The following is a 25,050-nucleotide window of genomic DNA, read 5'->3' on the forward strand; positions in this document are numbered from 1 at the left end:
GCATGACCGCTTCTCCACTCATCGTCAGCCTGCCCGCCGACCTGCGCGAGGAGGTGCTGTCGCAGGGCCCCCTCCCCGAGGGCGTCGAGTTCGTCGAATGGGATCTGCGCACCGAACCGCCGGTCGAGCACATCGACCTCGTCGTGCCCGTGTACCTCGGCTCGAACAAACCGCTCGCGAACGTCGGTGCGGTGACGCCGAAGCTCGTCCAGGTGCAGTCGATCGGTTACGACGGCCTCGCGGACCTCCTCCCGGAGGGCATCACCCTCGCCAACGCGGCGACCGTCCACGAGGCCTCGACGGCGGAGCTCACGGTCGGGCTCATCCTCGCCTCGCAGCGCGGCATCCCCGACTTCGTGCGGGCCGAGCGGACGGGCGAATGGCTGCAGAGCCAGCGCCCGAGCCTCGCCGACCGCCGCGTGCTCCTCATCGGGTACGGCGGGGTCGGCGCGGCCATCGAGGAGCGCCTGCTCCCGTTCGAGGTGGAGGTCACCCGGGTGGCGTCGAGCGCGCGGGAGGACGAGCGGGGGCCGATCCACGGCATCGACGAACTGCCCGAACTCCTGCCGCACGCGGAGATCGTCATCGTCGTCGTCCCGCTGACCGACAGCACCCGCGGCTTGATCGGAGACGACTTCCTGGCGGCACTGCCCGACGACGCCCTGGTCGTGAACGTCGCCCGCGGCCCCGTCGCCGACACCGACGCCCTGGTGGAGCACGCGACGAGCGGTCGCATCCGACTGGCGCTCGACGTGACCGACCCCGAACCACTGCCCGCCGACCACCCGCTGTGGTCCCTGCCGAACGTGCTCGTCTCCCCGCACATCGGGGGCGCGACGAGCGCCATGCTGCCGCGGATGGCGCGTCTCCTGCGTCGACAGATCGAACATCTGTTGGCCGACGAGGAGCCGGAGAACATCGTCCTCCGCACCTGAGATGGGCGTCGATATCCGTCGAAACCCCCTCGCAGAGAAATCTGCGAGAAGGGCTCGCGTTGAATCGGTTCAAGAGGTAGGGTTTGTGGTCTGACCACACCGAAATGTCGAAGGAGGATCGATGAACGCACCAGCGACGGCCGCGGCCCCGGCGACGCAGCCCCCCACCCCAGCGGCGGAGCCCCGGGCCTGGGAGGTCGTGCTCGCCCGCATCGAGTCGGACCTCCTCAGCGGTGTCCTCACCCCCGGTGACCGCCTGCCCGGCGAACGACAGCTCGCGATCGACCTCGGCGTCGGTCGGTCCAGCGTCCGCGAGGCGATCCGCGTCCTCGAGGTCCTGGGACTCATCCGCACCCACACGGGATCCGGCCCCACCGCCGGCGCGATCATCGTCGCCACGCCGTCCGGTGGCATGGCCACCCTCATGCGGCTCCAGGTGGCCGCGCAAGGCTTCGCCGTCCAGGACGTGGTCGACACCCGGCTCGTGATCGAGACCGCGGTCGTCCACAGTCTCGCGTCGCGCGCCGGAACGACCGTCCCCGATCTCACACACCCCGAGGCCCTGCTCGACGCGATGGACCAGTCGACGCTCACGGAGGCCGAGTTCCTCGCCCTCGACGCGCAGTTCCACCTGTCGCTCGCCGAGGCGGAGGGCAACCAGGTCCTCGTCGCCACGATGTCCGGCCTCCGCGACTCCATCGAGCGCTACGTCCTGGCCGGTGTCCCACAACTGGCGTCGTGGTCAGCCACCGCCGACCGCCTGCGCGCCGAGCACCGGGGCATCGTGGAGGCGATCCGTCACGCCGACGCCCCGCTGGCCCGCGATTCCGTCCGCTCCCACATCACCAACTACTACCAGGCTCGCGAACGGTCAGAAGACGACAGTCCGCACCCCTCGACACCCACCTCAAGCGACAGTTCGCGGAAAGAAGAGACAGACCATGGTTGAACGCCGCATCCCCAAGCCCCATGACCTCCTGCCGCTCATGCAGTTCAAGAAGCCGGAGTTCAACGCTCGCCGGCGACGGCTGGCGGCCGCCACCACCATCAGCGACCTCCGGGCGATCGCGAAGAGGGTCACGCCGACGGCGCCCTTCGATTACACCGACGGCGCCGCCGAGGGCGAGATCTCACTGGCTCGGGCACGGCAGGCGTTCCAGGACATCGAGTTCCACCCGGCCGTCCTGAAGAACGTCGCGAACGTCGACACCGGCTGGGACGTCCTCGGCGAGCGTGTCGCGTTCCCCTTCGGCATCGCGCCGACCGGCTTCACCCGCATGATGCAGACTGAGGGCGAACGGGCGGGGGCCTCCGCCGCCGCGGCCGCGGGGATCCCCTTCACCCTGTCGACCATGGGCACGACCTCGATCGAGGACGTCAAGGCGGCGGCACCCGGTGGGCGCAACTGGTTCCAGCTGTACATGTGGAGCGAGCGCGAACGGTCGATGGCGCTCGTCGATCGCGCGGCCGCGGCGGGCTACGACACCCTCGTCGTGACGGTCGACACCCCGGTCGGCGGCGCCCGCCTGCGCGACGTCCGCAACGGCATGACGATCCCGCCGTCGCTCACCCCGAAGACCATCGTCGACGCGCTCCCCCGCCCGGCATGGTGGATCAACTTCCTCACCACGGAGCCACTGGCTTTCGCGAGCCTCGACCGCTGGTCGGGAACCGTCGCGGCGCTCATCGACACGATGTTCGACCCGACCGTCGGCCCGGACGAGGTCAAATACATCCGCGAGCAGTGGAAGGGCAAGCTCATCGTCAAGGGCGTCCAGTCGGTCGCCGATGCGAAGCTCGCCGTCGACCTCGGTGCGGACGCCGTCCAGCTCTCCAACCACGGCGGCCGCCAGCTCGACCGCGCGCCGATCCCGTTCCACCTCCTGCCGAGCGTCGTGCGCGAGGTGGGCAAGGACGCAGAGGTGCACCTCGACACCGGCATCATGAACGGCGCCGACATCGTGGCCTCCGTCGCGCTCGGTGCGCGCTTCACCTTCATCGGCCGCGCCTACCTGTACGGGCTCATGGCCGGTGGACGCGAGGGCGTCGATCGTGCGATCCAGATCCTCTCGGGTGAGATCGTGCGCACGATGAAGCTGCTGGGTGTCGCCTCGCTCGACGAGCTGCAGCCTCACCACGTGACGCAGCTGTCGCGGTTCACGACCCTGCAGCCGCTGCCCGAGCAGTCGACACTGAGTGCCGGACGCTCCACAACAGCGAAGCCCGCGACGTCGCCCGCCCGCAAGGCTCCGGCGCGGAAGCCCGCAGCCGCGAAGGCGTAACCGTCTCCTCACTCGACCGGCCCCGGTCACCGCGCGCGCCGAAGGATCCTTGTCGACACGCTTGGTGACCGGGGCCTTGGACGTCCTCGCAGGCGCACAGTTCCGTCCCGAGCTCTCGCCAGACGGCACGCCGCACGACGCGAGCGTGGGGCCGCCTCACGCTTCCGCATGAGACGACCCCGCCGCCGGCCTGGGCCGATCAGTCCTGCCCGAACCCCGGGCAGGACCGTCTCGTCATTCCGTCAGGTCCGAGCCGACCTCCTCACGCTGACGGCGGCGCACGATGAGGCCGAAGCCCAGGGCGATCCCGAGCAGCGCGAGTGCCGCTGCGCCTCCGAGGAAGGCGCCCTCGGCTCCGGTCTTCGCGAGCGGACCGTCCGTCGATCCGGACGAGACGACGGGTGCCGGCGTGTTCGGTTCGGGCGTCTCCGGTACGACGATTCCGACGTACCAGGACTCGGTGGAGGCGGATACCAGCGAGCGAGGCTGCACGCCGTCGTCGAACGATCCAGACCCGTCTTCCGCGGTCGCCGTGACGATCCGGTGGTGTGCGCCGAGCTCGGCGCGCTCCTCGAGATCGACGCTGACCGACGCACCTGGTGCCAGCGCACCGTCGACGGACAAGGCTGACCGGGGCTCCATGCCGTCGTCGAGGACGACGTCCGTGAGTGTCCGCGGACCGGTGTTCGTCACGATGTACGTCCACGTGATGCCGTCAGCAGCCAGGATCTCCGGCCCGGGAGCCTCCTCGACGATTTCGCCGTTCAGCAGCACCTCGACGCTGATCTCACCGGCGGTCGGCAGCTGCACTTCGGCCAGGTCGTCGTCGGAGACCCGCGATCCATCGGCAGCATGTGCTCCCGACGCCGACACCTCGCGCGAGACGAAGCCCGCGTCGATGTCCGACTGCGTGATCGTGGTCTCGAACGTGGTCACTTCGATCGAGCCGGGGGACAGGGACTCCCAGGTCCCGATCGTCTGCTCGTCGTCGTGGACCTCGACGTTCCGCAGCGTCGGCAGCCCGGCGTTCTCGACCGTCACGGTCCAGTCCACCGTGGCACCGACCGCGACCTCGTCGCGGACGCTGCCCACGATCGACACCGTCACCGCAGCACCCGTGGCCAGATCGATGGTGACCGAGTCACCGGCCTCGACCGTGTCGCCGGCGAGGTCGACGCCGGACGCGACCGCATCCGTGGTCAAGGACCCTCGATCGATGTCAGCCTGCGTCAACGTGTACTCCACCGTCGCGACCGCGGACTCGCCGAGCTGCAACGTCCCGGGCTCGCCCGGCCACACCACCTCCGGCTCACCCATGCCCGCGAACCGGTCGCGGACCTGGACCTCCGTCAATGCGGTGCCGGCGCTCGTGTTCGTCGCGGTGAGCTCGAACTCGATCACCGAGCCGACGACCAGGTCGCCGTCAGGCAGGATCGCCCGCTCGTTCAAGGTGATCACGGAGTCGATCACACCCTGATACCAGCTGACGTCCTCAGCACCCACCGGACCCACCGGCCGATCGCCCGCCTCAACACCGGAGACCACGGCACGAACGAGCTGCTCAGCGAACACCGCGTCGGCTGACACCGTGATGTCCGTGCTCTCGCCAGGGGCCAGCGTCTCGATGACCGCCAGCTCCGACCCGAACGAATCCGAAACGGACAGGTCGGCAAGCGTCCGGATACCGGTGTTCGTGACCACGTACGTCCACTCGATCGACTCACCGACCGTCACCTCAGGACCAGGAGCCGAAACGACATCCTCTCCGTTCAACAGCACCTCGATCGACACCGCACCAGCCACGTCGAGCGGTACCTCCGCAGTGTCCTCATCGGTCACCGGAGCGCCATCGGCGGCATGCTGACCAGAAGCCGACACCACCTGGGAGACGACACCTGCGTCGATGTCGTTCTGGGTCAGCGTGGTCTCGAACGTGCTCATCTCGATCGAGCCGGGGGCCAGGGACTCCCAGGTCCCGATCGTCTGCTCGTCGTTGTAGACCTCGACGTTCCGCAGCGTCGGCAGCCCGGCGTTCTCGACCGTCACGGTCCAGTCCACCGTGGCACCGACCGCGACCTCGTCGCGGACGCTGCCCACGATCGACACCGTCACCGCAGCACCCGTGGCCAGATCGATGGTGACCGAGTCACCGGCCTCGACCGTGTCGCCGGCGAGGTCGACGCCGGACGCGACCGCATCCGTGGTCAAGGACCCTCGATCGATGTCAGCCTGCGTCAACGTGTACTCCACCGTCGCGACCGCGGACTCGCCGAGCTGCAACGTCCCGGGCTCGCCCGGCCACACCACCTCCGGCTCACCCATGCCCGCGAACCGGTCGCGGACCTGGACCTCCGTCAATGCGGTGCCGGCGCTCGTGTTCGTCGCGGTGAGCTCGAACTCGATCACCGAGCCGACGACCAGGTCGCCGTCAGGCAGGATCGCCCGCTCGTCGAGCGTGATCGAGGAGTGGATCACACCCTGATACCAGCTGACGTCCTCAGCACGCACCGGACCCACCGGCCGATCGCCTGCCTCGACACCAGCGACCTCCGCGGTGACCGTCTGCTCAGCGAACACCGCGTCGGAATCGACCGTGATCTCGCGGCTCTCGCCCGGGGCGAGCGTCTCGATGACCGCCAGCTCGGACCCGAACGAATCCGAAACGGACAGGTCGGCAAGCGTCCGGATACCGGTGTTGGTGACCACGTACGTCCACTCGATCGATTCACCGACCGTCACCTCAGGACCAGGAGCCGAAACGACATCCTCTCCGTTCAACAGCACCTCGATCGACACCGCACCGGCCACGTCGAGCGGCACCTCCGCAGCGTCCTCATCGGTCACCGACGAACCGTCCGCAGCGTGGAACCCTTCCACCGCCACCGACCGGGATACCAGGCCGGCATCGATATCGGACTGGGTCAGGGAAGTCTCGAACGTGGTGATCTCGATCGCCGCGGGCGCGAGGGTGTCCCAGCTGCCGATCGACCGTTCGCCATCGCGAACCTCGACATCACGCAGCGTCGGCAAGCCGGCGTTCTCGACGGTGACGGTCCAGTCCACCGCGGCACCTGCCGTGACCTCGTCGCGCACACTGCCCACGATCGACACCTTCACCGCAGCCCCCGTGACGAGATCGACGGTGATGCTGTCGTCATCGCTGACAGCGCTTCCCAGCGCGTCGGTCCCGGCGACGGTCGCATCGTTGGTCAGGCGACCACGGTCGATGTCGGACTGCGTCACGGTGTAGCTCGCCGTCGCCTGCACGGTCGCCCCGGCAGCCAGCACACCGGATTCGGCGGGCCAGTCGAAGGCGAGTTCGCTCAGGCCCCGGAGGTCGTCGTCCAACTGGACGTCACTGAGGGTTCCTTGCCCGCTGTTCGTGGCGACGAAGGTGTAGTCGATGACCGAGCCGACCTCGAGATCCCCCTCGGGCAACGTCGCACGCTTGTCGAGCACGATGCTCGAGTCGACGGTCTGGTACCCGAACACGAGGTCGTCGCGACCACTTCCCATCGGCACCGTGAACGGACCGGCGACGTCGTCTCGGCGATCCTGCCAACCGGCGGTCTGCAGGTGTGACGCCGGGAGCGTCGTGCCGTCGACGACCACCTCGTACTCCTGGCTGGAGACGAGCCCGTCGATCGAGAACGTCCCGTCCGATGCGGTCGAGCTCTGCTCGATCGCATCGCCGCCGGCCGGACGGAGGTCGAGCCTCACGTCGGCCAGGCCGGGCTCGTCGGCCTGCTGCACGCCGTCGCCGTTCCGGTCGTCGAAGACGACACCGCCGACCGTGGAGCCGACGACCTCGGACGTCTGGTTCGGCGTCCGGAGACGGACCGAGTTCGATCCGAAGTAGGCGTCGGCGCTGTTCTGGTAGACGTCTCCCGCCTCCTGCCCCTCCACCGAGAGGTCGAGACGGAGGCCACCCGCGGCCGTGGAGTCGAACCCGACGTAGACGACACGCACAGCGGTGACGGAGGAGAGATCGGCGTCCTCGGCGAGATCGACCCACTCGACCTCGTCGCCGGGCGCATCGCCGATGAGGCGAGGATCGGCGGTCGTGATCTGCACCGTCGCCGGCTCGACGCCCAACAGGCGAAGGCTCTGGAGCGTGGCGGTCCCCGAGAAGCTGGAACCGCGGGCGTCGCCGTCGTACGGCAGGACGTCGAGGAACACGACGTTGCCCTCGTAGTTGCTCCGGGTGAAGTTGTACCAATAGGTCGTGAAGTCGATCGACGTGTCGTCGGACTCGATCTGCGGCTTCCCCGCGGCGCCGCTCAGCGAGAGGGTGTCCACCTGCACGACGTTGACACGCGAGGACGCCTGGAGCGCCGTGTCGCCGATGCCGGAGAGGGTGCTCAAGGTGGACAGGGTGCCGTTGGTCCCGCCGGTCCAAGCGTTCGGCTTGACCGGCCGCTGGACCGACACCGTCGTGCCGATGCGAACGGGCTTGAGCGACGTGGACGACGCATCGAGCACGACCGGGGCAGTGCTTTCGAGCGTGACGTACGCGGGAGCGCGGTCATCGCGGGTGCCGGGGAGTCCATCGGGGCCGAGGTCGGCCTCGCGCACGCCGACGACTCGCCACGCCGGGTCGAGACGCGACACGTCGAAGGCCGTCACCGCGGAGTCGAGTCGCACCTCGGTGCGGACCGCGTCGAAGGTGATGGGCGCAGCGTCGAGGCGCGCGCCGGCCGGTCGAACCAGACTGGTCTGCGCGATCTGGTCGACGGAGTTGCCACCGACGACCGAGGCTGAACCCGCTGCCAGCGAGTGGTTCGTGGTGAACAGCTCGACGCAGGTGCTCGTCCGCTGGCCGCGGGCACCGGTCTCGTCCGCCGTCCAGGTGTGGTTGATCGTGATGCAGGACCCGACCGGCGCACGCGCCTCCAACGGGACACGGACGGACAGCTTGAAGTCGGCGACGCGCCCGAGCACGTCCTTCTGCCAACTCTCTCCGAGGTACTGCACGCGCACCCCGGTGATCGCCGTGGGGCCTCCGGCCTCCTGCGGCGTGTCGAACCAGGCGTTGCTCTCGGGGTCCTGCTGATCGGTTCCGTTCGTGTACTGGACGAGGAACCGGTCGGCCGGCTGCTGCTGGAGGGTGCTGTCGCGGACGACACCGAAGGCCACGGCCGGGGTGTCGAGGACGAACTGAGCCTCCTCGGGATTCCAGAACTGGTGGGTGACCAGGTTCGTCAGCCCCTGGCTGCGGGTCTGGCCGGACTCCGCGCGGGTCGGCGGGGTGACCGTCCCCTCGGAGAAGAGCTCGGCGTCCGGCGACACCAGACTGTTGCTCACGCTCGTCCAGCGGGACGCGTTGAGCGGCGGATAGCTCGGCGTTCCGGAGATGTAGCGTGCTGCGGAGATGCCCGCCGTCGGCGGAGCGAGGACCCAGCCGCCCTCTTCGTCGTCCTTCAGGTTCTGCGTCAGACGCGCTGAGGACTGACCACCGATCGCACCGACGATGGTCGAGCCACCGTTGGTGGTCCAATCGGGACCCGTCAGGGTGTAGGGGATCACGATGGCATCGGCCGCCTTCTCAGGGACGTCGTCCTTCGGGTACCAGAGGGTCGGCCGGATGGCCAGGCGGGTGGGAGCCACGTCGCTGATCGGGAGGGAGGTGATCCGTAGGGTGATCTCCTTGCCGTCGACGGAGACGATTTCCGCAAGGTCGCTCTCGAGTTCGACGCCACCGGCGGTGGGACCGTCGTACGTCAGGGTGACGTCGATCGGCAGGTCGATCTCCATGGGCCGCCGCTGTCCGGCTTCGAGCAACGAGGTCAGCTGTACGCCGATGGACAGCGGAATCGCGTCCTCCAGACCGTTCCCGAAGTCGTACTGGCCGAGCGCGTTGGACTGGCCACTGATCGGCGCGAGGTCCGAGCGGTACTCACCCACGGTCGTGAGCGTCCCGCCGGAAGCCTCTCGAGCGCCCGTGCCGTCCTCGTAGACGACCGTCGCGTCGTACACCGTGCCGGGGGCCGTCGTGAATCCGTTCATCGTCGCGGTGAGACCGTCGACCGTCACGAGCGACCCCGAGGGGATCGACATCGTCGCACGGAGCGTGCGCCCACCGTCCTCGAGCACGTAGCGGGAGGTGAACGTCGGAGAGTCGTTGTTCAACTTGATGAGGGACGATTCGTCCCAGACCCACCCTTCGGGCAGGGTCTGCGAGGCGACACCGTCGGTGAGTCCGTCGCTTCCGAGCGACCAGGCGAACATCGCCGAGGAGCCGGTCGCGATGAGTCCGTTGTCGGCAGCCGGGTCGAGCGTGCCGACGATGCCGTCGTCCGTGATCGAGAGCTTGAACTCGGTGAACGAGCCGACGGCTTGGAGGTCGGTGGTCGCCGCAGCCGGCGCCGAGAGCACACCACCGAGCGCGGTCGTGATGGCCAGGGTGCCGGCCATGAGTTGCAGGCGCGAACGCCAGCGAGGGGGTTTCATGCTGTTTCCTTCGAGAGAACGATTGCGGCCGGGCGGCCGCACGGGGACGGGATGTCGGGGAGGGTGGTCACTGCGCCGGCGCCAGGGTGTTGCCGGGGAAGGCGTCCTCGGCGAGCTCGGCGCCGTCGAGCCAGGTGAGGTCGTTGCCGGATCCGACGACGTCGACACGCTCGACGAAGTCGATGCTGATCGTGTTGTCGTCGCCGTCGACCGTGAGCGAGGTCGCCGAGTCCGCCTGCAGCGTGACGGCGTCGGCTCGCACCGTCACGGCACCGCAGTCGCCGATGAGGCGCACGTTCGCGCCGTCCGAGCCGATGGTGACATCACGGCCGGTGCACTGGGTGACGGCAGGTTCGGCCACGCTGGCGATCGGTGCGGACGTACAGGCGACGAGGGTGCCGGCGAGCGCAAGGGTCACGGCGGCGAGGACGGCTGGTTTCATGGGGGAGATCTCCGGTCGGTTTCCGAATGTCTGATTCTACACGTGAAATACTAGCCGACGAATAAGTGATATACAAGCAGCCACGAGAGTGCAGGCCGACACAACGACGGAACGCGCGACCCCTCAGGGCCGCGCGTTCCGTCGGATGCGCTGTGTGCGCGTCGATGCCTGGGGCTTCGCCCCTACCCCACCCTCCTCCGCGCGCGCGAGATCGCGCTCGCAGCGGAACCGAGCCCAGCGAGGATCAGGATCGCCGCCAGCGCGAACGGCGCGGCGTCGGCCCCCGTCCGGACCAGCGACCCTTCCGCGGACGACGGATCGATCGGGGTCGGAGACGGAACGACCACCGTCGCAGCGGTGATCGTCCAGGTGAACGTCGTGGAGGCGACCAGTTCGCCTGCGGTCGCCGAGACGGTCACGGCGAAGACACCGACGGTGGTCGGGATCCCCTGCAGCACGCCCGTCGACGGGTCCAGACCGATGCCGCCGGGCAATCCCACCGCCGAATAGGTGACGGCTGAGCCGTCCGACGTCGTCGCGTTCGCGGCGACGGAGACCGCATCTCCCGACCGGTCGCTCCGATCGGCCAAGGGATCCAGTGCGATCGTCGGTGCCGGTGGATCCACCGTCAGGGTCGCTGCCGCAGTCGGCGTCGACCCGACCGAGTTCGTGAAGACCGCACGGTATCGCTGGCCCGACTGATCGACCGTCGCCGCCTCGATCGTCAGCGACGGTGCAGTCTCGTCGGCGAGATCACTCCAGGTCGCGCCCCCGTCGGTACTGACCTGCCAGACCACGGTGGTCGCCTCGACGCTCGAGGCCTGGGCCTCGAAGGTCGCATCACCGCCGGCAGCCACGCGCTGATCGATCGGATCGGAGACGATGGACGGTGCCGTGGCGATGGGATCGATCACCGTCAGGTTGTTGCTCCGGATGCTCGTCACGAAGGTCCGATGGCGGGTCGGGTCGGTCGCGATCTGGAACGCGCCGATCGCGGGCACGTCCTGGACGCGGGCGCCGGTGGCCGCATCGACCACCACGACCGTTCCGCCGTTCGCCTGCGGGGACGTGAGGAAGGCCGACTCGAGCGCACGGTCGGCGGAGGTGAAGTAGGTGTTCGTGACGTCGATGGACCCGGACACCGCCCCGGTCGAGGTGTCGTGGACGGTCGCGGTCGGGCCGAGCTGCGCCGTGACGAAGGCGCTCGTCTCGTCCGAGGAGAGGAGGAGGCTCTGCGGCACGCGGTTCGTCGACCAGCTCGTCCGCAGCGTCCCGTCCGCGGTGTCGAACACGAGCACCTGGTCGTTGTTCGGCGCGACGGCGTACGCGGTGGTTCCTGCGGCGTCGACGGTGACCTCCTGCATCCCGGTCACAGCCGACCAGGTGGTGACCGGGACCGGAGCCGCCGGATCCGAAGCGTCGAGCACCGAGAGGTAGGCCGAGGCGGAGTTCACCACGTAGATCTGCTTCGTCGAGAGGTTCAGGCTGACGCCCGTCGGCGCGTTTCCGACAGGCACGCTGGCCACGACCGACGCGGACACGGGATCGATGACCGCGAGGGACCCCTGCAGCAGGTTGCCGGTGTATTGCGACACATAGACGTAGCCGCTCGCCGGGTCGACCGCGATCTGTGATGGCAGGTTCGGGACGGCGACCGTCGTCACCCGCTCCAGCGTGTCGGCGTCGTAGACCCAGACGACGTTCGACGTCCGGCCCGACACGTAGACGAGCCCACGGTTCGGATCGACGGCGACCCCGTACGGTCGAGCGTCGAGTGTCAGGACGCGGCTCGCCTGATACGCCGGCGCGGCCGCCGACGCCGCTTGCGGCAGGCCGACCGACATGGTCATCGCCGCAACCGCGATCACTGCGGCGACGACCTTCTGAATCACGGGCATACGCCACCCCATCGCTCGAGCCACTCCCCCCACCGAGATCGTCGAGGAGTCCGGACCGCACCGACCGATCACCTGAGCGAGGATCAGTTCTGCGGCGACTTCGCGACAGTTGTTGGTGAGGATAGCGGTCACGGGACCGCACCGACAACCGGTCGCGGAAATCGGCCAGCGCCGGTCGCTCGGGCCGGACTCGCGCGCTCACACCATCACACCGCCCTCCCCGGGTTGTCCCCGATGCCCTCCGTCGCTCCGTCGGGGACGATGGATCCGTCCGGACGGTCGCAGCACCTGCGCCGTCGGGCCGGTGTTCGACGATCGGGAGGCGACGGTGGCACACCTCCTCGTGATCGGTGGGAGCGGCCGCACCGGGCGGCTCATCATCGGCGAGGCGCTTCGCCGCGGCCACTCGGTCACCGCGCTCGTCCGCGACCCCGCCGCCGTCGTCCCCGGCGACCGCCTGACGGTCGTCCAGGGGTCTCCACTGCGGAGTGAGGACGTCGAGGAGGCCATGCGTGGCGCGCAGGCCGTCATCATCGCCCTCAGCAACATCGGCTCGTCCGACTGGCCGTGGGCGCGCCAGGTCAGCCCTCCCGACCTCATCTCGAACGCCGTGCGAGTCGTCACGGACGCGATGCGCTCGCGTGGGCTGCGTCGAGTCGTCCTCCTCTCCGCGCTCGGCGCCGGCGAGTCGGTCCGGAGCGTCCCCGCCGGCTTGCGGTGGGCGACGCACTTCCTCCGACTCGGCACCGTCTACGCCGATCACGAGCAGGCGGACGCGTTCCTCCGCCGCTCGGAACTCGACTGGACCATCGTGCACCCGACCGTGCTCTCCGCCAGTGACGCCCGTCGCCCGGTCGTGTCCTCACCACCGGGGAGCTGGCCGAGCTCGCTCCGCATCCCTCGCTGCGACGTCGCCGCATACCTCGTGGATGCGGTCGACGACGAGGACCTCATCGGCTCTGCCCCGGTCATCTCGTCAGGGCCGCGCCGCAGCTGACGACGAACCCGCCGACGGGCGCCGTCGCGACTCAGGAGCCGGCGGCCGCCCGTGATGCTGCAGGACGACGCCCGATGATGCGGTCCGTCAGTTCGCAGACGCCCCACCAGGTGACGCGGAGCATGGCTTCGACGACGATGCCGCTCGTCATCTTGGACGCCCCGAGCGTCCGCTCGGTGAAGGTGATCGGCACTTCGACGATCCGGAGACCGGCGCGGTTCGCGTGCCAGAGCATGTCGACCTGGAAGCCGTAGCCGTGGCTGTGGACCTCGTCGAGCTGCAGCCGCCGCAGTGCATCAGCACTGAACACGCGGTAGCCGCCGGTCACGTCCCGCGCGGGCAGCCGGAGCGCGAACCGGGCGTAGGCACTGCCGACCCGCGAGATGGCCTCGCGATGCTTGGGCCAGTTGACGACGGTGCCGCCCGGGACCCAGCGCGACCCGAGGACGACGTCCGCCTCCGCGGTGGCCGCGAGAAGTGCCGGCAACTGCTCGGGGGCATGGGATCCGTCGGCGTCCATCTCGACCACGTTGCCGAATCCGCGGCCGATCGCCCAGGCGAAACCGGCCTTGTAGGCGGCGCCGAGCCCTTCCTTGCCGGTGCGGTGCAGCACGTGCACCGCGTCGTCCTCGGCGGCGAGACGGTCGGCGATCGCTCCGGTGCCGTCGGGTGAGTTGTCGTCGACCACGAGCACCTCGACGGATGGTGCAGCGGTACGGACGCGCGCGACGATCCTCTCCAGGTTCTCGCGTTCGTTGTAGGTGGGGATGATGACCACCGTGGAATCCATGTGCCGTCCTCGTGTCTGCTCAGCCAGCGTAGCGCGCTGAACAGGACCGTATCGGCGGCCTCCGACCGGACGTCCGGACGCTCAGGAAACGGTCGGCGAACGTCCGGCTGGGGATCAGTTGTTGCTGGCGAAATGCGCCGGGATGAAGATCGCGAGCGCGATCATGAGGATGCCACCCATGAACCAGACGGCCTGCAGGACGTCCGTGCGGAACGCCTCGCCGAACGCCCACATGCCGCCGGCGAACAGGGCGAAGGCGATCACGACCCAGAACCCCGTCGCATCACTCAGGGTGCCGGAGCGTCCTGCGTCGGCGCGTTCGTGGTCACGTCGTTCTCCGGCGTCCATGGGTGCCCTTCCTCAGGTTCAAGCGGTCAGTGCAGGTATACGCCGCGCCACCGGCACCCGCAACCCCTCGACATCGACCCCGGCCCCTGAGACCGCACAGCCCCGGTCCGGTCCCTCAGCTTGTCGAAGGGCTAGCCGCGCAGCTCCAGCGTGCAGCACTTCACGCCGCCGCCGCCGAGGAGCAGCTCGGACAGGTCGACGCCGATCGGCGTGTAGCCGCGCTCGCGCAGTTGACGCTCGAACCCGACGGCCCGGGCGGCGATGACGACCTCACGACCGTTCGAGATCGAGTTGAGGCCCAGGACGGCTGCATCCTCGGTGCTCACGTGGATCGCGTCGGGGTAGCGCTGCTCGAGGATGCGGTTGCTCGCCTCGTCGAACGCGGTCGGCAGGTAGGCGATGTTCGCGGGCGAGCCGTCGGCGGGAGCCACCGGGTCGAGCACGGCGATCGCGGTGTCGAGGTGGTAGAAGCTCGGGTTCACGAGGTTGAGGGTCACGACCTCGCGGTCGAAGATGCGCCGCACCTCGTCGTGGCTGCGGGGATCGGTGCGGAAGCCGGTCCCGGCGAGGATGGTGTCGCCGACGAGCATGATGTCGCCCTCGCCCTCGTTCACGAACTCGGGGCGCTCGACGCGGAAGCCGTTCGCCTCGAACCAGTCCATGTAGGCCGGCCCCTCGGGGATTCGCTCCCGGTAGGTGAACTTCGCCCCGTAGGCGGTGCCGTCGAGCGTGAAGCCGCCGTTCGCCGCGAACACCATGTCCGGCAGGCCGTCGAGCGGGTCGATGAGGTCGATCCGGTGGCCGAGATCGAGGTAGGCCTGGTGCAGCTGCTCCCACTGCGACACCGCGAGCGAGGTGTCGGTCGGGTCGTCCGGGTTCATCCAGGGGTTGATCCGGTAGCTGACCGTGAAGCGGTCCGGCCGGCACATGAGGTACCGGCGACGGTTCGCGACGCGGGTGCCGGTCGTGGCGTCCTGCGTGGTGGGGGTGGGGTGGTTGAGCGTCGACGACACGTCGGCCTCCAAACGAGCGAGGGTCGGCGGACGAGGTCCAGGGGCCCGGGGGCACGCCACGTTCATCATCGCATGCGATTCGCAGCGTTTTCACGGAGTTTGGCGCAGGAATACTGCGAAGTGGCAGCTTTTCGCACAATGATTGCGCTTACACTGAGTCTCATGGACAACCTCGACCGCGGCATCATCGACCTGCTCCGACAGAACTCACGCGCCGGCTACGGCGACATCGGCGCGGTCGTGGGCCTGTCGGCCTCAGCGGTGAAGCGACGCGTCGACCGCCTCGTCGCCGACGGGGTCATCCAGTCGTTCACGATCCAGGTCGACCCCACGGTCGACGGCATGCAGACAGAAGCCTACGTCGAACTCTTCTGCCGCGGCACCGTGTCCCCCAACGAGCTGCTGCGGATCCTGTCGGGCGTCCCGGAGGTCGTCGACGCCGGCACCGTCACCGGGAGCGCCGACGCCATCGTGCACATGCGGGCCCGGAACATCCCAGCCCTCGAGGACGCCTTGGAGAAGGTGCGGATCGCCCCCAACGTCGACCACACCCGCAGTGCGATCGTCCTCACCCGCCTCATCCACCGCCACATCGACTGACCCCTCCCCCGGCCCGCGAACGGTCACCAACGCACAGTGCGGCTCGTCCGAAGTCGCCATTCGTGACCGTTCGCGGGCAGGATGGGCGAATGGAGTGGACGATTCAGGCGGGGACCAGTGTGTTCGAGCAGCTGCGGACGCAGGTGATCGAGGCCGTCCGCGACGGGCGGTTGGCGACCGGCGCGAAGCTCCCGACGGTGCGCGGTCTGGCCGACGAGCTGGGGATCGCACCGAACACCGTCGCGAAGGCGTACCGGCTGCTCGAGACCGACGGGGTCATCGAGACCCGGGGGCGCGCGGGGACGTTCGTGTCAGCGCACGGCGACGCGATCGACCGGCAAGCGCAGCTGGCGGCGGCGGCGTACGCGGACCGCATCCGGGACCTCGGTGTCTCGCCGCAGGACGCCGTGGCGCTCGTGGAGGCCGCGCTCCGCGCCTGACGGCGGCTCGCCCTTCGACAGGCTCAGGGACCGGGGAACGGACTCAGGGACCGGGGAACGGGTTCAGGGTCAGATGACGCTCTGGGACCACGGATCGGGGTTACCGAACCGATGCGCCGTGATCGAGATCGCCTGTTCACGCAGGAACGGCAAGAGCTCCACCCGTCCGGCCTGGGTGACCGGTCCACCCCAGATCGCGATCTCGGGATCGCCGCCGAGCACCTCAGCGAGTCGCTTCGCGAGCGGCTCAGGCTCGGAGGCCTCCGTCCCGGGTTCAGCCTCCGCAACCGTCTCGGGACGCGGACCGACGATCCGCACCCGGGTCGCGACCGGTGGCTCCTGGCCCAGCTCGCCCGTGTCGATCGACCCGCGGGCCGCCATCCGGGTCAGCCACTGCTCGTCGGTCTCGAGCGAAACGGGGATGCTGAGCTCCGACAGCCAGTCGCGCACCTCGCGCGGCAGCCGACCACCGAGGCTGACGGTGAACCGCGAACGCGACCGCACCGCGGCGATGAGGACCCGCAGCGCGTCGCCCAGGTCGGCCCCCGACGCGACCCGCACCGCGACCGGAACCGGCCGGTAGCGCAGCAGGTTCCGTTCCACGCCGAGCTGCGAGACGTCCTTCACCTCGCCGAACTCGTTCCCCCACGCGATCGCATCGCTGAGCGCCGACCGTCGCAGCACGTCGAAGGCTTCGTAGGTGAGCGACGGCTGGGCGGACTCGATGAGCTTCACGATGCGGGTGTCGAGCCCGCGGAGATGCAGGCTGCGGCTCGCCGATCCCGGATCAGGTCGCCACTCGCCGAGCCCGAACAGGTAGTTGGGGCCGCCGGCCTTCGTGCCGGTCCCGACCGACGAACGCTTCCACCCGCCGAAGGGCTGGCGCTGCACGATCGCACCGGTGATGCCCCGGTTGACGTACAGGTTGCCCGCCTCGACGGTGTCGAGCCACTCCCCGAGATCGACCGGGTCGAGGGTGTGCAGGCCCGCGGTCAGTCCGTAGGGGGTCGCGTTCTGCAGGGCGATCGCCTCGGTGAGGTTCGCGGCCTGCATGACACCGAGGACCGGTCCGAAGTACTCGGTCACGTGGAAGGGCGAGCCGGGCTGGACACCGGTGCGGACCCCAGGCGACCAGAGGCGCTCGCTCGGCCGGCCGAAGTTGACCGAGGAGTCGTCGAGCAGCTTCGGCTCGACGAGCCACTTCTCGCCGAGGCGCAGCTCGGTCAGCCCGGCGAGGAGCTTCTCCCCCGCCGGCTCGACGATCGGCCCCATCTGCGTCCGCGCATCGGACGGCCAGCCGACCCGGAGCGAGCGGACGGCGTCCTCGAGCTGCCGCAGGAAGCGGTCGGATCGTGCCACCGAGCCGACGAGGATCACGAGCGACGCGGCCGAGCACTTCTGCCCGGCGTGCCCGAAGGCGCTCTTCACGATGTCGGCGACGGCGAGGTCGAGGTCGGCACTGGGCGTGACAATGATCGCGTTCTTCCCGCTCGTCTCCGCCAGCAGCGGCAGGTCGGCACGCCACCCACGGAACAGCTGCGCCGTCTCGAAGGAGCCGGTCAGGATCACCCGGTCGACGGCCGGGTGGGAGACGAGCCGACGACCGAGGTCACCCTCCGCCACATCGGCGAGCACGAGGAGGTCGCGCGGCACCCCGGCGTCCCAGAGCGCCTCGACGACCACGGCCGCGCACCGCTTCGCCTGTGGAGCGGGCTTGATGATCACGCCGCTGCCGGCGGCAAGCGCCGCGAGGACGCCTCCGGCCGGAATGGCGACGGGGAAGTTCCAGGGCGGCGTCACGACCGTGAGCGCGGAGGGGACGAAGCTCGCCCCGTGCACGCTCTCGAGCAGGGGCGCGTTGGCCGCGTAGTAGTGCGCGAAGTCGACGGCCTCGCTCACCTCGGGATCGGCCTCGGCGATCATCTTGCCGGTCTCGCTCGCCATGACCTCGATGAGGTCTGCCCGACGGGAGGCGAGGACCCGAGCTGCAGCGTGCAGGACGGCGGCCCGTTCGGCGGCCGGGCGGGCTCCCCATCGCTCACCGGCGGTGCGGACCATCGTGATCGTGCGTTCGAGGACACGTGGGTCGTCGATGGCTGCGGCCGCGACCGCGGAGCCACCGAGGGTCGACTGCGGGACGCGCGCCAGGATCGACGCTCCCCACGCCCGGTTCGCCGCGAGCGAGGGGTCGGTGTCTGCAGTGTTCTCGAAGCCCGGGGCGCCGTCGACGACACCACCACGCTCCGAGCGGGAGAAGACCGCCGTCTCGACGTACGCGGAGGAGGGGTCGGCGTGGAAGCGGTCCTCGCCGCCGCTCGATCCGCGTTCCAGCCCGAGGACCTGCTGCGTGAGTCCGGCGTCGGGCGCCTGCGCAGGATCGCGGAAGCGGTCGTCCCCGTCGTTGTCGGACAGCGGTGCCTCCGGGGCCTCCGCGGCGCGGTCCTGCGTCCGGTTGGGGGTCGGCACCTGCCCGGCGGTCTCTCCGAGGGCGTCGACCGAGGCGAGGAACCGACGTCGCTCGCGTGCGAACAGGGTCGGCTTCTCGGCGAGCTCGAACACCGCCGACATGAAGTTCTCCTCGCTGGCGTTCTCCTCCAGACGGCGGACCAGGTAGGAGATCGCGACGTCGAACTCCTTCGGGTTCACGACGGGCGTGTACAGCAGCACCGCCCCGACGTCCCGCTTGATGGCCTCGACCTGACCGGTCGCCATCCCCAGCAGCATCTCGAAGTCCACCCGCTCACGTACACCGCGGTCGCCCGCGAGGAGCCACGCGTAGGCGATGTCGAAGAGGTTGTGCCCGGCGACCCCGACCCGCACGACGTCCGTGTGCGCCGGCGTGAGCGCCCAGTCGAGCACGCGCTTGTAGTTGGTGTCGGTCTCGCGCTTCGATCCGGTCGTCGCGAGCGGCCAGCCGTGGATCGCCGCGTCGACCCGCTCCATCGCGAGGTTCGCGCCCTTCACGAGCCGCACCTTGATGGGCGCGCCACCGGCGGCCACGCGCTGCTTCGACCAGGCGGTGAGCTGCATCATCGCCTCGAGGGCGTCGGGCAGATAGGACTGGATGACGATGCCGGCCTGGTAGTGCAGCAGCTGCGGCTGGTCGAGGAGTCGGGTGAAGACCGCGATGGTGAGGTCGAGGTCGCGGTACTCCTCCATGTCGAGGTTGATGAAGGTGCCGGTCGCGAGCCCCTGCTCGTAGAGCGGCACGAGGCGACGGACGATGCGGTCGACGACCTGCTCGAACGACCACATGGACAGCTGACTGGCGATCGACGAGACCTTGATGGACACGTAGTCGACGTCGGGGCGCTGCAGGAGCTCGCGGGTGCCGGCGAGCCGTCTCGCCGCCTCGCCCTCGCCGAGGACGGCCTCCCCGAGGAGGTTCAGATTGAGCCGTGAACCGTCGGCGCGCAGCTTCGCGATCGCGTTGCCGAGCTCACGAGGACGGCTGTCGACGATGAGGTGGCCGACCATGCCCCGGAGGACGCGTCGCGCGGCGGGTACGACGACCCAGGGCAGGACCGGACCGACCAGACCACCCGTGCGGACGGCGGCCTGCTCGTACCAGGGCAGGAACCGCGGCGTCCGACCCGCGAGGGCGGCGAGGGCGTTCCCGGCGACGAGCGGGTCCTCCGGGCGCATGACGCCGTCGACGAACCCGACGGTGAACTCGAGGCCGTTGGGGTCGCGCAGCACGCCGGCGAGCCGCTCGGCGGCGGGATCGGTCGGAGTTTCCGCCCCTTCGTCGACCCATTTCGACGCGAGGGCGATCGCACGATCCGCGAGTCCGACCGGTTCGGTGGGACCCTCGTTCGCAACGTTCGCCATGCTGCTCAGCCTATGCTCCGATCCGATGATCCCAGCTGAGGCTCGCGAGTACACGCCTGGCGGCTGAGCACCCCGGTCGCCGAGCGCCCTCCCCCGGTCACTGAGCCTGTCGAAGTGCGGCTGCGAATAGGGTGTGGTCATGCACTCCGTCGAGCAGTACGACGCCGTCATCGTCGGCGGCGGGCACAACGGCCTCACCGCCGCCACCTACCTCGCACGCGCGGGCAAGCGCGTCCTGCTCCTCGAACGCCTCGACCATACGGGTGGAGCAGCTGTCTCGGAACGTCCGTTCCCCGGCGTGGACGCACGCCTGTCCCGGTACTCGTACCTCGTCAGCCTGCTGCCCCAGCGGATCATCGACGACCTCGGGCTCGACGTCCGGCTCGTCCGGCGCCGCTTCTCCTCGTACACGCCCGACCCCGCGAACCCCGGCACGGGTCTCCTGATCGACAACCGTGACGACGACGCCACCGTCGCGTCGTTTGCATCCATCGGGCATCCGGAGGACGCCGCGGGCATCGCCGAACTGCACCGTCGGATCGGTCACCTGGCCTCGGTGCTCTGGCCGACGGTGCTCGAGCCGCTCCGCAGCCGTTCCGATGCGCGTGACGCGGCGATCGCCGCCGCCGCGGACCTCGGGGTGCCGGCCGCAGAGGTCGCGTCGATCTGGTCGGCGGTGTTCGACGAGCCGATCGGCCGTGCTATCGAGGACGCCGCGCGTTCCGACCTCGTCCGAGGTGTCGTCTTCACGGATGCGCTCATCGGCACCTTCGCCCGCGCCGACGACCCGACCTTGCAGCAGAACATCTGCTTCCTCTACCACCTGATCGGCGGCGGGACGGGTGACTGGGACGTCCCGGTCGGCGGCATGGGCGCGGTCACGGACGCGCTGCGCCGAGCCGCCGAAGAGGCCGGTGCCGAGATCCGGACGCTCGCCGAGGTGACGTCCATCCAACCGGAGCACGGGCTCGTCACGTATGTGGACCTCGCCGCGGAAGCGGAGCTCGAGGCGCCCGAACCGGCGGCGGCGCAGGATCGGTTCCGGCCTCGCCCCGGGGTCGTCGTCCGCGGCGAGTGGATCCTGTCGGGCGCGGCTCCGGCGGTGCTGGAGCGCCTCCTCGACCCGGCGGCGGAGCAGCGGGCGGCCGCGGCCTCGTACGCCGCGTGGTCGGCAGCGCGGGGGACGCCGGTGCAGTGGCGTGATGCCGACTCGATCCTCGGCACGGCGCCAGCGCCGAAGGACGATGTCCCGCATCCCGAGGGCGCCCAGGTCAAGGTGAACCTGTTGCTGCGGAGACTCCCCAAGCTCCTCGACCCGGCCGTCGATCCGGCGGCGGCGTTCGGCGGCACCTTCCACATCAACGAGGGCTGGGCGCAGCTGGAGCACGCCTACCTCGAGGCGGAGGCCGGCCGGATCCCCGACCCGCTGCCGTGTGAGATCTACTGCCACACCCTGAGCGACCCGAGCATCCTGTCAACGGAGCTGCAGGCCTCGGGGGCGCAGACGCTCACCGTGTTCGGCCTCCATGTGCCGCATCGGCTCGCGGTCGCTGCGGACGCGGTCCCCGGCGGCCACGACGCCTTCCGTGACGCACTGCAGGCCGCGGTACTGCGATCGTTGGACTCGGTAATCGCGGAGCCGATCGAGGACCTGCTGCTGCTCGACGCCGAGGGGCGGCCCTGCATCGAGACGCGGACGACGCTCGACCTCGAGCGCTCCCTGGCGATGCCGGGCGGGAACATCTTCCACGGCCCGCTGTCGTGGCCGTTCCTGGAGGACGACGCCCCTCGGTCGACGGCGGCCGAGCGGTGGGGCGTCGCGACGGCGCACCCGCGCGTCCTGCTCTGCGGCGCTGGGGCCCGACGCGGTGGCGCGGTCAGCGGGCTCGGCGGGCACAACGCGGCGATGGCCGTCCTGGACGCCTGACCCGCACGCCGGAGAGCGCGCTCCCGCGCTCAGTGGTGGCGGTGGTCCTGGATGGTGATCTTCGGGCCGCGACGCGGTTTGTGGATGCCGCTCCGGCCGATGAGCCGCAGCACCCGCTGCCGGTGACCAGCCCAGGGTGCGAGCAGCTCGAGCATACCGTCGTCGTCCACGGGTGAGCCGGTGAGCGCCTGACCCACCGAGGCTGCGAGGTGGTAGTCGCCGACACTCACGGCGTCGGGGTCGCCGTGCGCTCGGAGCGTCACCTCGGCGGCCGTCCATGCGCCGATGCCTGGCAGGCTCTGGAGGCGCCGTGACGCGTCATCGGGGTGCTCGTCGATCGTCCGCTCGATCGCGGCGGCAAGTCGCGACGACCGCACGACCGTCTCCGACCGTTGCGGCCCGACACCCGCCGTGTGCCACTCCCAGCTCGGAACCATCCGCCAGGTCTCGGCGGACGGCGCGACGACCATGCCCTCGGGTGCCGGCCCTGGTGCCGGGTCACCGTGTCGCCGCACGAGCAGGCGCCACGCACGCCACGCTTCGAGTGCGGTCACCTTCTGCTCGAGGATCGACGGCACGAGCATCTCGAACACGAGCCGGTTGCGGCTCAACCGCAACCCCGGGTTCCGTCGGGACACCTCGGTGAGGAGCGGGCTCCGGCTCACGTCGAGCTCCGACCAGTCGTCGTCGCGCCCCAGCAGCTCAGGCACGCCGGCGATCATCCACTCGGCTCCCGGACCCCAGGCGGTCGCCTCGACCCTGCCGTCGCGGACCGTCGAGACGTACAGCGTCGCGCCACCGTGCGGTGTCCGCGCCGTCAGCCAGACCCCGCCAGGCGTGCGGCGGTAGCAGGGTCCGTCGCCTCCCCGGGCGATCAGCCGCAGGGTGCCGTGGACGTCGAGTGGACCGCTCGGGCGGTACACCGTCCGCATCGGCTCCGCCTCGCGCGACACCGATCCGGTCGGCTGCAGCGCGGCCTCGACGGAGGACAGTGATGGAGCGGCGAACGATGCAGAGGCGGACATGGTGGTCACCCTACGTGGTGACCACCGACATCCGGCGACGCCGACGGCGGCTGAGGGGCGTGAGGATGCCTCACCAGCCGCCGACGATCCGCTATCGCACCAGGCGGAAGTCATACCCGGCCTGATCGATGAACGTTCCGTTCACGCGTTGCTCGACGCGTCCGCCCTGGTAGCGGCCCGGGAGGTAGTCCCGACTCCATTCGACGGTCCACGAGCCCGAGGAGTCGGCCTTCGTCGTCCCGAGTCGGGTGCCCCAGGCTCCGATGATCTCGATGTCGGCCAGCGGTGTCGCCGTGCCGGTGAACACGGGCCGCGTACCGGTGAGGGTGTCGCCGATCCTCGGCGACGTCACCCTGAGGACGGATGCGACGGTGAAGTCGTAGACGGAGCGGTGCGTCTCGACGCCGCCGATGATCTGTCGGACGGTGCCACCCGCGTACCGGGCGGGGAGCAGCGACTTGTTCCAGCTGATCGTCCAGCGTCCACTCGCAGCGACGGCCTCGGTGGTGCCGACGAGATCGCCCCATGCGCTCCAGATCTCGAGCCTCGCACCGGGCTGTGCCGTGCCGCTGAACACGGGCACCGACGAGGAGATGACGCCACCGCTCGCGGGCGACTCCACGACAAGCGGTGCGACGACCGCGCGGGCGGCCACGGTGAAGTCGTACGGCGCGCGAGACTGCTCCATCCCGTCGATCTCCTGGCGCACGGAGCCGCCGCTGTACCGACCGGGGGTCAGGCTCTTGTTGATCGGCGCCGCCCAGCGATGGTCGTCTCCGACCTCGGCTGCAGCGATCTCCGTACCCCAGGCACCGATCACCCGGATGGTCGCGCCCGGCTCTCCACGACCGCTGAACACCGGGTCTGCGGTCTCGATGGTCTCCCCAATGGCGGGCGAGAGCAGGGTGACGTCCTCGACCGGGCCCGGCTCGGGCGTGGGCTCCCGATAGGTGAACCGGAGCGGTGCCGTGGTGCGCTGTTCCCCGAAGACCTGCGTCGCGGTCGCGGTGTACGCGCGCGGCTCGAGCGTCCGGAGTGACTGCTGACTCCAGGCGCCGCTTCCGTCCACCTCGACGTCGACCAGCGTCACACCCGTCGTGTCATCGAGGACGGTCACCCGCGCGCCCGGTTCTCCGAGACCGGAGAACACCGGACGCGGATCGTCCACCGTGGCGTCGAGTGCGGGCGTTCGGACCGTCACCGCTGTGACGACGCGGTAGGTCAGCGACCAGTTCGCGGTCGAGTCGTCAGAGCGTTGACGAACGGTGCCGGACTGCGCTCCGGGCGCGAGATCGCGGGTCGGAACGGCAGACCAGGTGCCCTCTGCGGTGACGGTCGCCGTGGCGAGTGGTCCGCCGGACGAGTCGAGGACCTCGACGACCGCATCGGGCGTGCCTCGCCCGCTGAACACGGGACGTGGCTCCCGGACGACGGACCCGGGCGTCGGCGCTTCGAGGGTGACCGGGATGGCGACGGGGACGGGATCGAGTCCCTCCGGGGTGACCCGGTCGGCGTCCACGACCGAGCCGAACCCGCCCACGGCCAGCCTGCCGTCGAACTGACGGAGGAAGCCACCTGCTCCGCCGTTCGAGACGAGGCCGTATCCGCTGACACGGTCGTTCGCGAAGACCTCCCAGCCCCATTGCTGCGCGGTCGAGCCGGTGCAGACCGCCGGGTACACGTACTTGTAGGCCTGCGACGGATCAGGCTGGAGGCACCTCGTGACGCCTCCGACCGTGGTCGTGACCGGACCGGACGCGTCCACCGACGGGAACGTCCAGCGGCCGGATGCGGCGAGCGCCTGGTCGAGCGTGGCGTGCAGCGTCACCCTGGCCGGGTTCAGGACGTCCGTCGAGCCACCGACCGCAAAGAAGGCGTCCGAGCCGGAGGGGAACGCCTGGCCGACGAACCTGCCCTCGACCGAGGACACCGCCGGGGTCGTGTCAGGCGCCGGCTCGGTGGCCCGGGCGGCCGGACCGGTGAGCAGACTCACCGTCATGCCGAGCAGACTGACGATGGCAATGGGGATGGGGAGTTTCATGGGCGACCTTTCGCAAGGGTGCGCCCGAGAC

16 protein-coding genes are annotated in these 25,050 nt (G+C 69.9%); 7 read left to right on the forward strand and 9 right to left on the reverse strand.

Features of this window, described 5'->3' with window-relative positions; translation table 11 throughout:
* The first annotated feature begins 2 nt into the window (after window positions 1-2).
* The 3 genes from AC4PMY_RS14335 to AC4PMY_RS14345 all read left to right on the forward strand — a co-directional run bounded on the left by AC4PMY_RS14335 (window position 3) and on the right by AC4PMY_RS14345 (window position 3,217).
* A complete protein-coding gene (locus tag AC4PMY_RS14335; protein WP_071260430.1) occupies window positions 3-935 on the forward strand; it encodes a 2-hydroxyacid dehydrogenase in 933 nt (310 codons plus the stop codon).
* Between the two features lie 121 nt (window positions 936-1,056).
* A complete protein-coding gene (locus tag AC4PMY_RS14340) occupies window positions 1,057-1,884 on the forward strand; it encodes a FadR/GntR family transcriptional regulator (protein ID WP_491623051.1) in 828 nt (275 codons plus the stop codon).
* Window positions 1,877-3,217 carry an alpha-hydroxy acid oxidase gene (locus AC4PMY_RS14345; RefSeq protein WP_083397233.1) on the forward strand — a complete coding sequence of 447 codons (1,341 nt, stop codon included), beginning with the start codon at window positions 1,877-1,879 and terminating at the stop codon, window positions 3,215-3,217. The genes AC4PMY_RS14340 and AC4PMY_RS14345 overlap by 8 nt, the downstream gene beginning before the upstream one ends.
* A gap of 234 nt (window positions 3,218-3,451) precedes the next feature.
* Here the strand turns inward: AC4PMY_RS14345 and AC4PMY_RS14350 are convergent, their stop codons facing one another.
* The 3 genes from AC4PMY_RS14350 to AC4PMY_RS14360 form a co-directional block, all read right to left on the reverse strand.
* Complete coding sequence (locus AC4PMY_RS14350; protein ID WP_491623052.1) at window positions 3,452-9,667, reverse strand: DUF7507 domain-containing protein; 6,216 nt, start codon at window positions 9,665-9,667, stop codon at window positions 3,452-3,454.
* 67 nt (window positions 9,668-9,734) lie between these two features.
* Entirely contained in the window at window positions 9,735-10,109 is a 375-nt protein-coding gene (locus tag AC4PMY_RS14355; RefSeq protein ID WP_491623053.1) for a DUF3060 domain-containing protein, read from the reverse strand.
* A 182-nt stretch (window positions 10,110-10,291) separates the two neighbouring features.
* Window positions 10,292-12,007, reverse strand: coding sequence for a YncE family protein (locus AC4PMY_RS14360; protein ID WP_491623054.1), 1,716 nt, complete (start codon window positions 12,005-12,007; stop codon window positions 10,292-10,294).
* A gap of 328 nt (window positions 12,008-12,335) precedes the next feature.
* Here AC4PMY_RS14360 and AC4PMY_RS14365 point away from each other — a divergent pair, with 328 nt between their 5' ends.
* Window positions 12,336-13,004 (forward strand): NAD(P)-dependent oxidoreductase, encoded by a 669-nt coding sequence (locus tag AC4PMY_RS14365; RefSeq protein ID WP_064294949.1) that lies wholly within the window; start codon window positions 12,336-12,338, stop codon window positions 13,002-13,004.
* A gap of 31 nt (window positions 13,005-13,035) precedes the next feature.
* Here the strand turns inward: AC4PMY_RS14365 and AC4PMY_RS14370 are convergent, their stop codons facing one another.
* The 3 genes from AC4PMY_RS14370 to ddaH all read right to left on the reverse strand — a co-directional run bounded on the left by AC4PMY_RS14370 (window position 13,036) and on the right by ddaH (window position 15,155).
* Window positions 13,036-13,794 (reverse strand): polyprenol monophosphomannose synthase, encoded by a 759-nt coding sequence (locus AC4PMY_RS14370; protein WP_064294882.1) that lies wholly within the window; start codon window positions 13,792-13,794, stop codon window positions 13,036-13,038.
* Between the two features lie 114 nt (window positions 13,795-13,908).
* Window positions 13,909-14,142 carry a hypothetical protein gene (locus AC4PMY_RS14375; protein WP_064294883.1) on the reverse strand — a complete coding sequence of 78 codons (234 nt, stop codon included), beginning with the start codon at window positions 14,140-14,142 and terminating at the stop codon, window positions 13,909-13,911.
* A gap of 131 nt (window positions 14,143-14,273) precedes the next feature.
* Window positions 14,274-15,155, reverse strand: a complete 882-nt coding sequence (gene ddaH / locus AC4PMY_RS14380) for a dimethylargininase (protein WP_064294950.1) — start codon at window positions 15,153-15,155, stop codon at window positions 14,274-14,276.
* Window positions 15,156-15,317: 162 nt separating this feature from the next.
* Here ddaH and AC4PMY_RS14385 point away from each other — a divergent pair, with 162 nt between their 5' ends.
* Both AC4PMY_RS14385 and AC4PMY_RS14390 read left to right on the forward strand, forming a co-directional pair.
* Window positions 15,318-15,755: an Lrp/AsnC family transcriptional regulator gene (locus tag AC4PMY_RS14385; RefSeq protein WP_064294884.1), complete on the forward strand. Its 438-nt coding sequence runs from the start codon at window positions 15,318-15,320 to the stop codon at window positions 15,753-15,755.
* An 89-nt stretch (window positions 15,756-15,844) separates the two neighbouring features.
* Window positions 15,845-16,195, forward strand: coding sequence for a GntR family transcriptional regulator (locus AC4PMY_RS14390; RefSeq protein WP_491623055.1), 351 nt, complete (start codon window positions 15,845-15,847; stop codon window positions 16,193-16,195).
* 69 nt (window positions 16,196-16,264) lie between these two features.
* Here AC4PMY_RS14390 and AC4PMY_RS14395 read toward each other — a convergent pair whose 3' ends face one another.
* Window positions 16,265-20,026, reverse strand: coding sequence for a proline dehydrogenase family protein (locus tag AC4PMY_RS14395; protein WP_491623056.1), 3,762 nt, complete (start codon window positions 20,024-20,026; stop codon window positions 16,265-16,267).
* Between the two features lie 139 nt (window positions 20,027-20,165).
* Here AC4PMY_RS14395 and AC4PMY_RS14400 point away from each other — a divergent pair, with 139 nt between their 5' ends.
* Window positions 20,166-21,953 carry a phytoene desaturase family protein gene (locus AC4PMY_RS14400; RefSeq protein ID WP_491623057.1) on the forward strand — a complete coding sequence of 596 codons (1,788 nt, stop codon included), beginning with the start codon at window positions 20,166-20,168 and terminating at the stop codon, window positions 21,951-21,953.
* A 29-nt stretch (window positions 21,954-21,982) separates the two neighbouring features.
* On the opposite strand, the gene AC4PMY_RS14405 is transcribed toward AC4PMY_RS14400, so the two are convergent.
* Window positions 21,983-22,978, reverse strand: coding sequence for a DNA-3-methyladenine glycosylase family protein (locus AC4PMY_RS14405; RefSeq protein ID WP_240555582.1), 996 nt, complete (start codon window positions 22,976-22,978; stop codon window positions 21,983-21,985).
* Window positions 22,979-23,069: 91 nt separating this feature from the next.
* Window positions 23,070-25,019 carry an Ig-like domain-containing protein gene (locus AC4PMY_RS14410; RefSeq protein ID WP_491623058.1) on the reverse strand — a complete coding sequence of 650 codons (1,950 nt, stop codon included), beginning with the start codon at window positions 25,017-25,019 and terminating at the stop codon, window positions 23,070-23,072.
* Window positions 25,020-25,050 lie beyond the last annotated feature (31 nt).

The sequence above is a fragment of the Plantibacter sp. MDV22-iso1 genome (assembly GCF_058408345.1).

Excerpts from the sequence above, each read along its gene's own strand:
- AC4PMY_RS14355 (WP_491623053.1), bottom strand. The coding sequence starts at position 10,109 with ATGAAACCAGCCGTCCTCGCCGCCGTGACCCTTGCGCTCGCCGGCACC.
- AC4PMY_RS14385 (WP_064294884.1), top strand. The coding sequence starts at position 15,318 with ATGGACAACCTCGACCGCGGCATCATCGACCTGCTCCGACAGAACTCA.
- AC4PMY_RS14390 (WP_491623055.1), top strand. The coding sequence starts at position 15,845 with ATGGAGTGGACGATTCAGGCGGGGACCAGTGTGTTCGAGCAGCTGCGG.
- AC4PMY_RS14395 (WP_491623056.1), bottom strand. The coding sequence starts at position 20,026 with ATGGCGAACGTTGCGAACGAGGGTCCCACCGAACCGGTCGGACTCGCG.
- AC4PMY_RS14400 (WP_491623057.1), top strand. The coding sequence starts at position 20,166 with ATGCACTCCGTCGAGCAGTACGACGCCGTCATCGTCGGCGGCGGGCAC.
- AC4PMY_RS14360 (WP_491623054.1), bottom strand. The coding sequence starts at position 12,007 with ATGCCCGTGATTCAGAAGGTCGTCGCCGCAGTGATCGCGGTTGCGGCG.
- AC4PMY_RS14350 (WP_491623052.1), bottom strand. The coding sequence starts at position 9,667 with ATGAAACCCCCTCGCTGGCGTTCGCGCCTGCAACTCATGGCCGGCACC.
- AC4PMY_RS14335 (WP_071260430.1), top strand. The coding sequence starts at position 3 with ATGACCGCTTCTCCACTCATCGTCAGCCTGCCCGCCGACCTGCGCGAG.
- AC4PMY_RS14410 (WP_491623058.1), bottom strand. The coding sequence starts at position 25,019 with ATGAAACTCCCCATCCCCATTGCCATCGTCAGTCTGCTCGGCATGACG.
- AC4PMY_RS14405 (WP_240555582.1), bottom strand. The coding sequence starts at position 22,978 with ATGTCCGCCTCTGCATCGTTCGCCGCTCCATCACTGTCCTCCGTCGAG.
- AC4PMY_RS14340 (WP_491623051.1), top strand. The coding sequence starts at position 1,057 with ATGAACGCACCAGCGACGGCCGCGGCCCCGGCGACGCAGCCCCCCACC.
- AC4PMY_RS14345 (WP_083397233.1), top strand. The coding sequence starts at position 1,877 with ATGGTTGAACGCCGCATCCCCAAGCCCCATGACCTCCTGCCGCTCATG.
- AC4PMY_RS14370 (WP_064294882.1), bottom strand. The coding sequence starts at position 13,794 with ATGGATTCCACGGTGGTCATCATCCCCACCTACAACGAACGCGAGAAC.
- AC4PMY_RS14375 (WP_064294883.1), bottom strand. The coding sequence starts at position 14,142 with ATGGACGCCGGAGAACGACGTGACCACGAACGCGCCGACGCAGGACGC.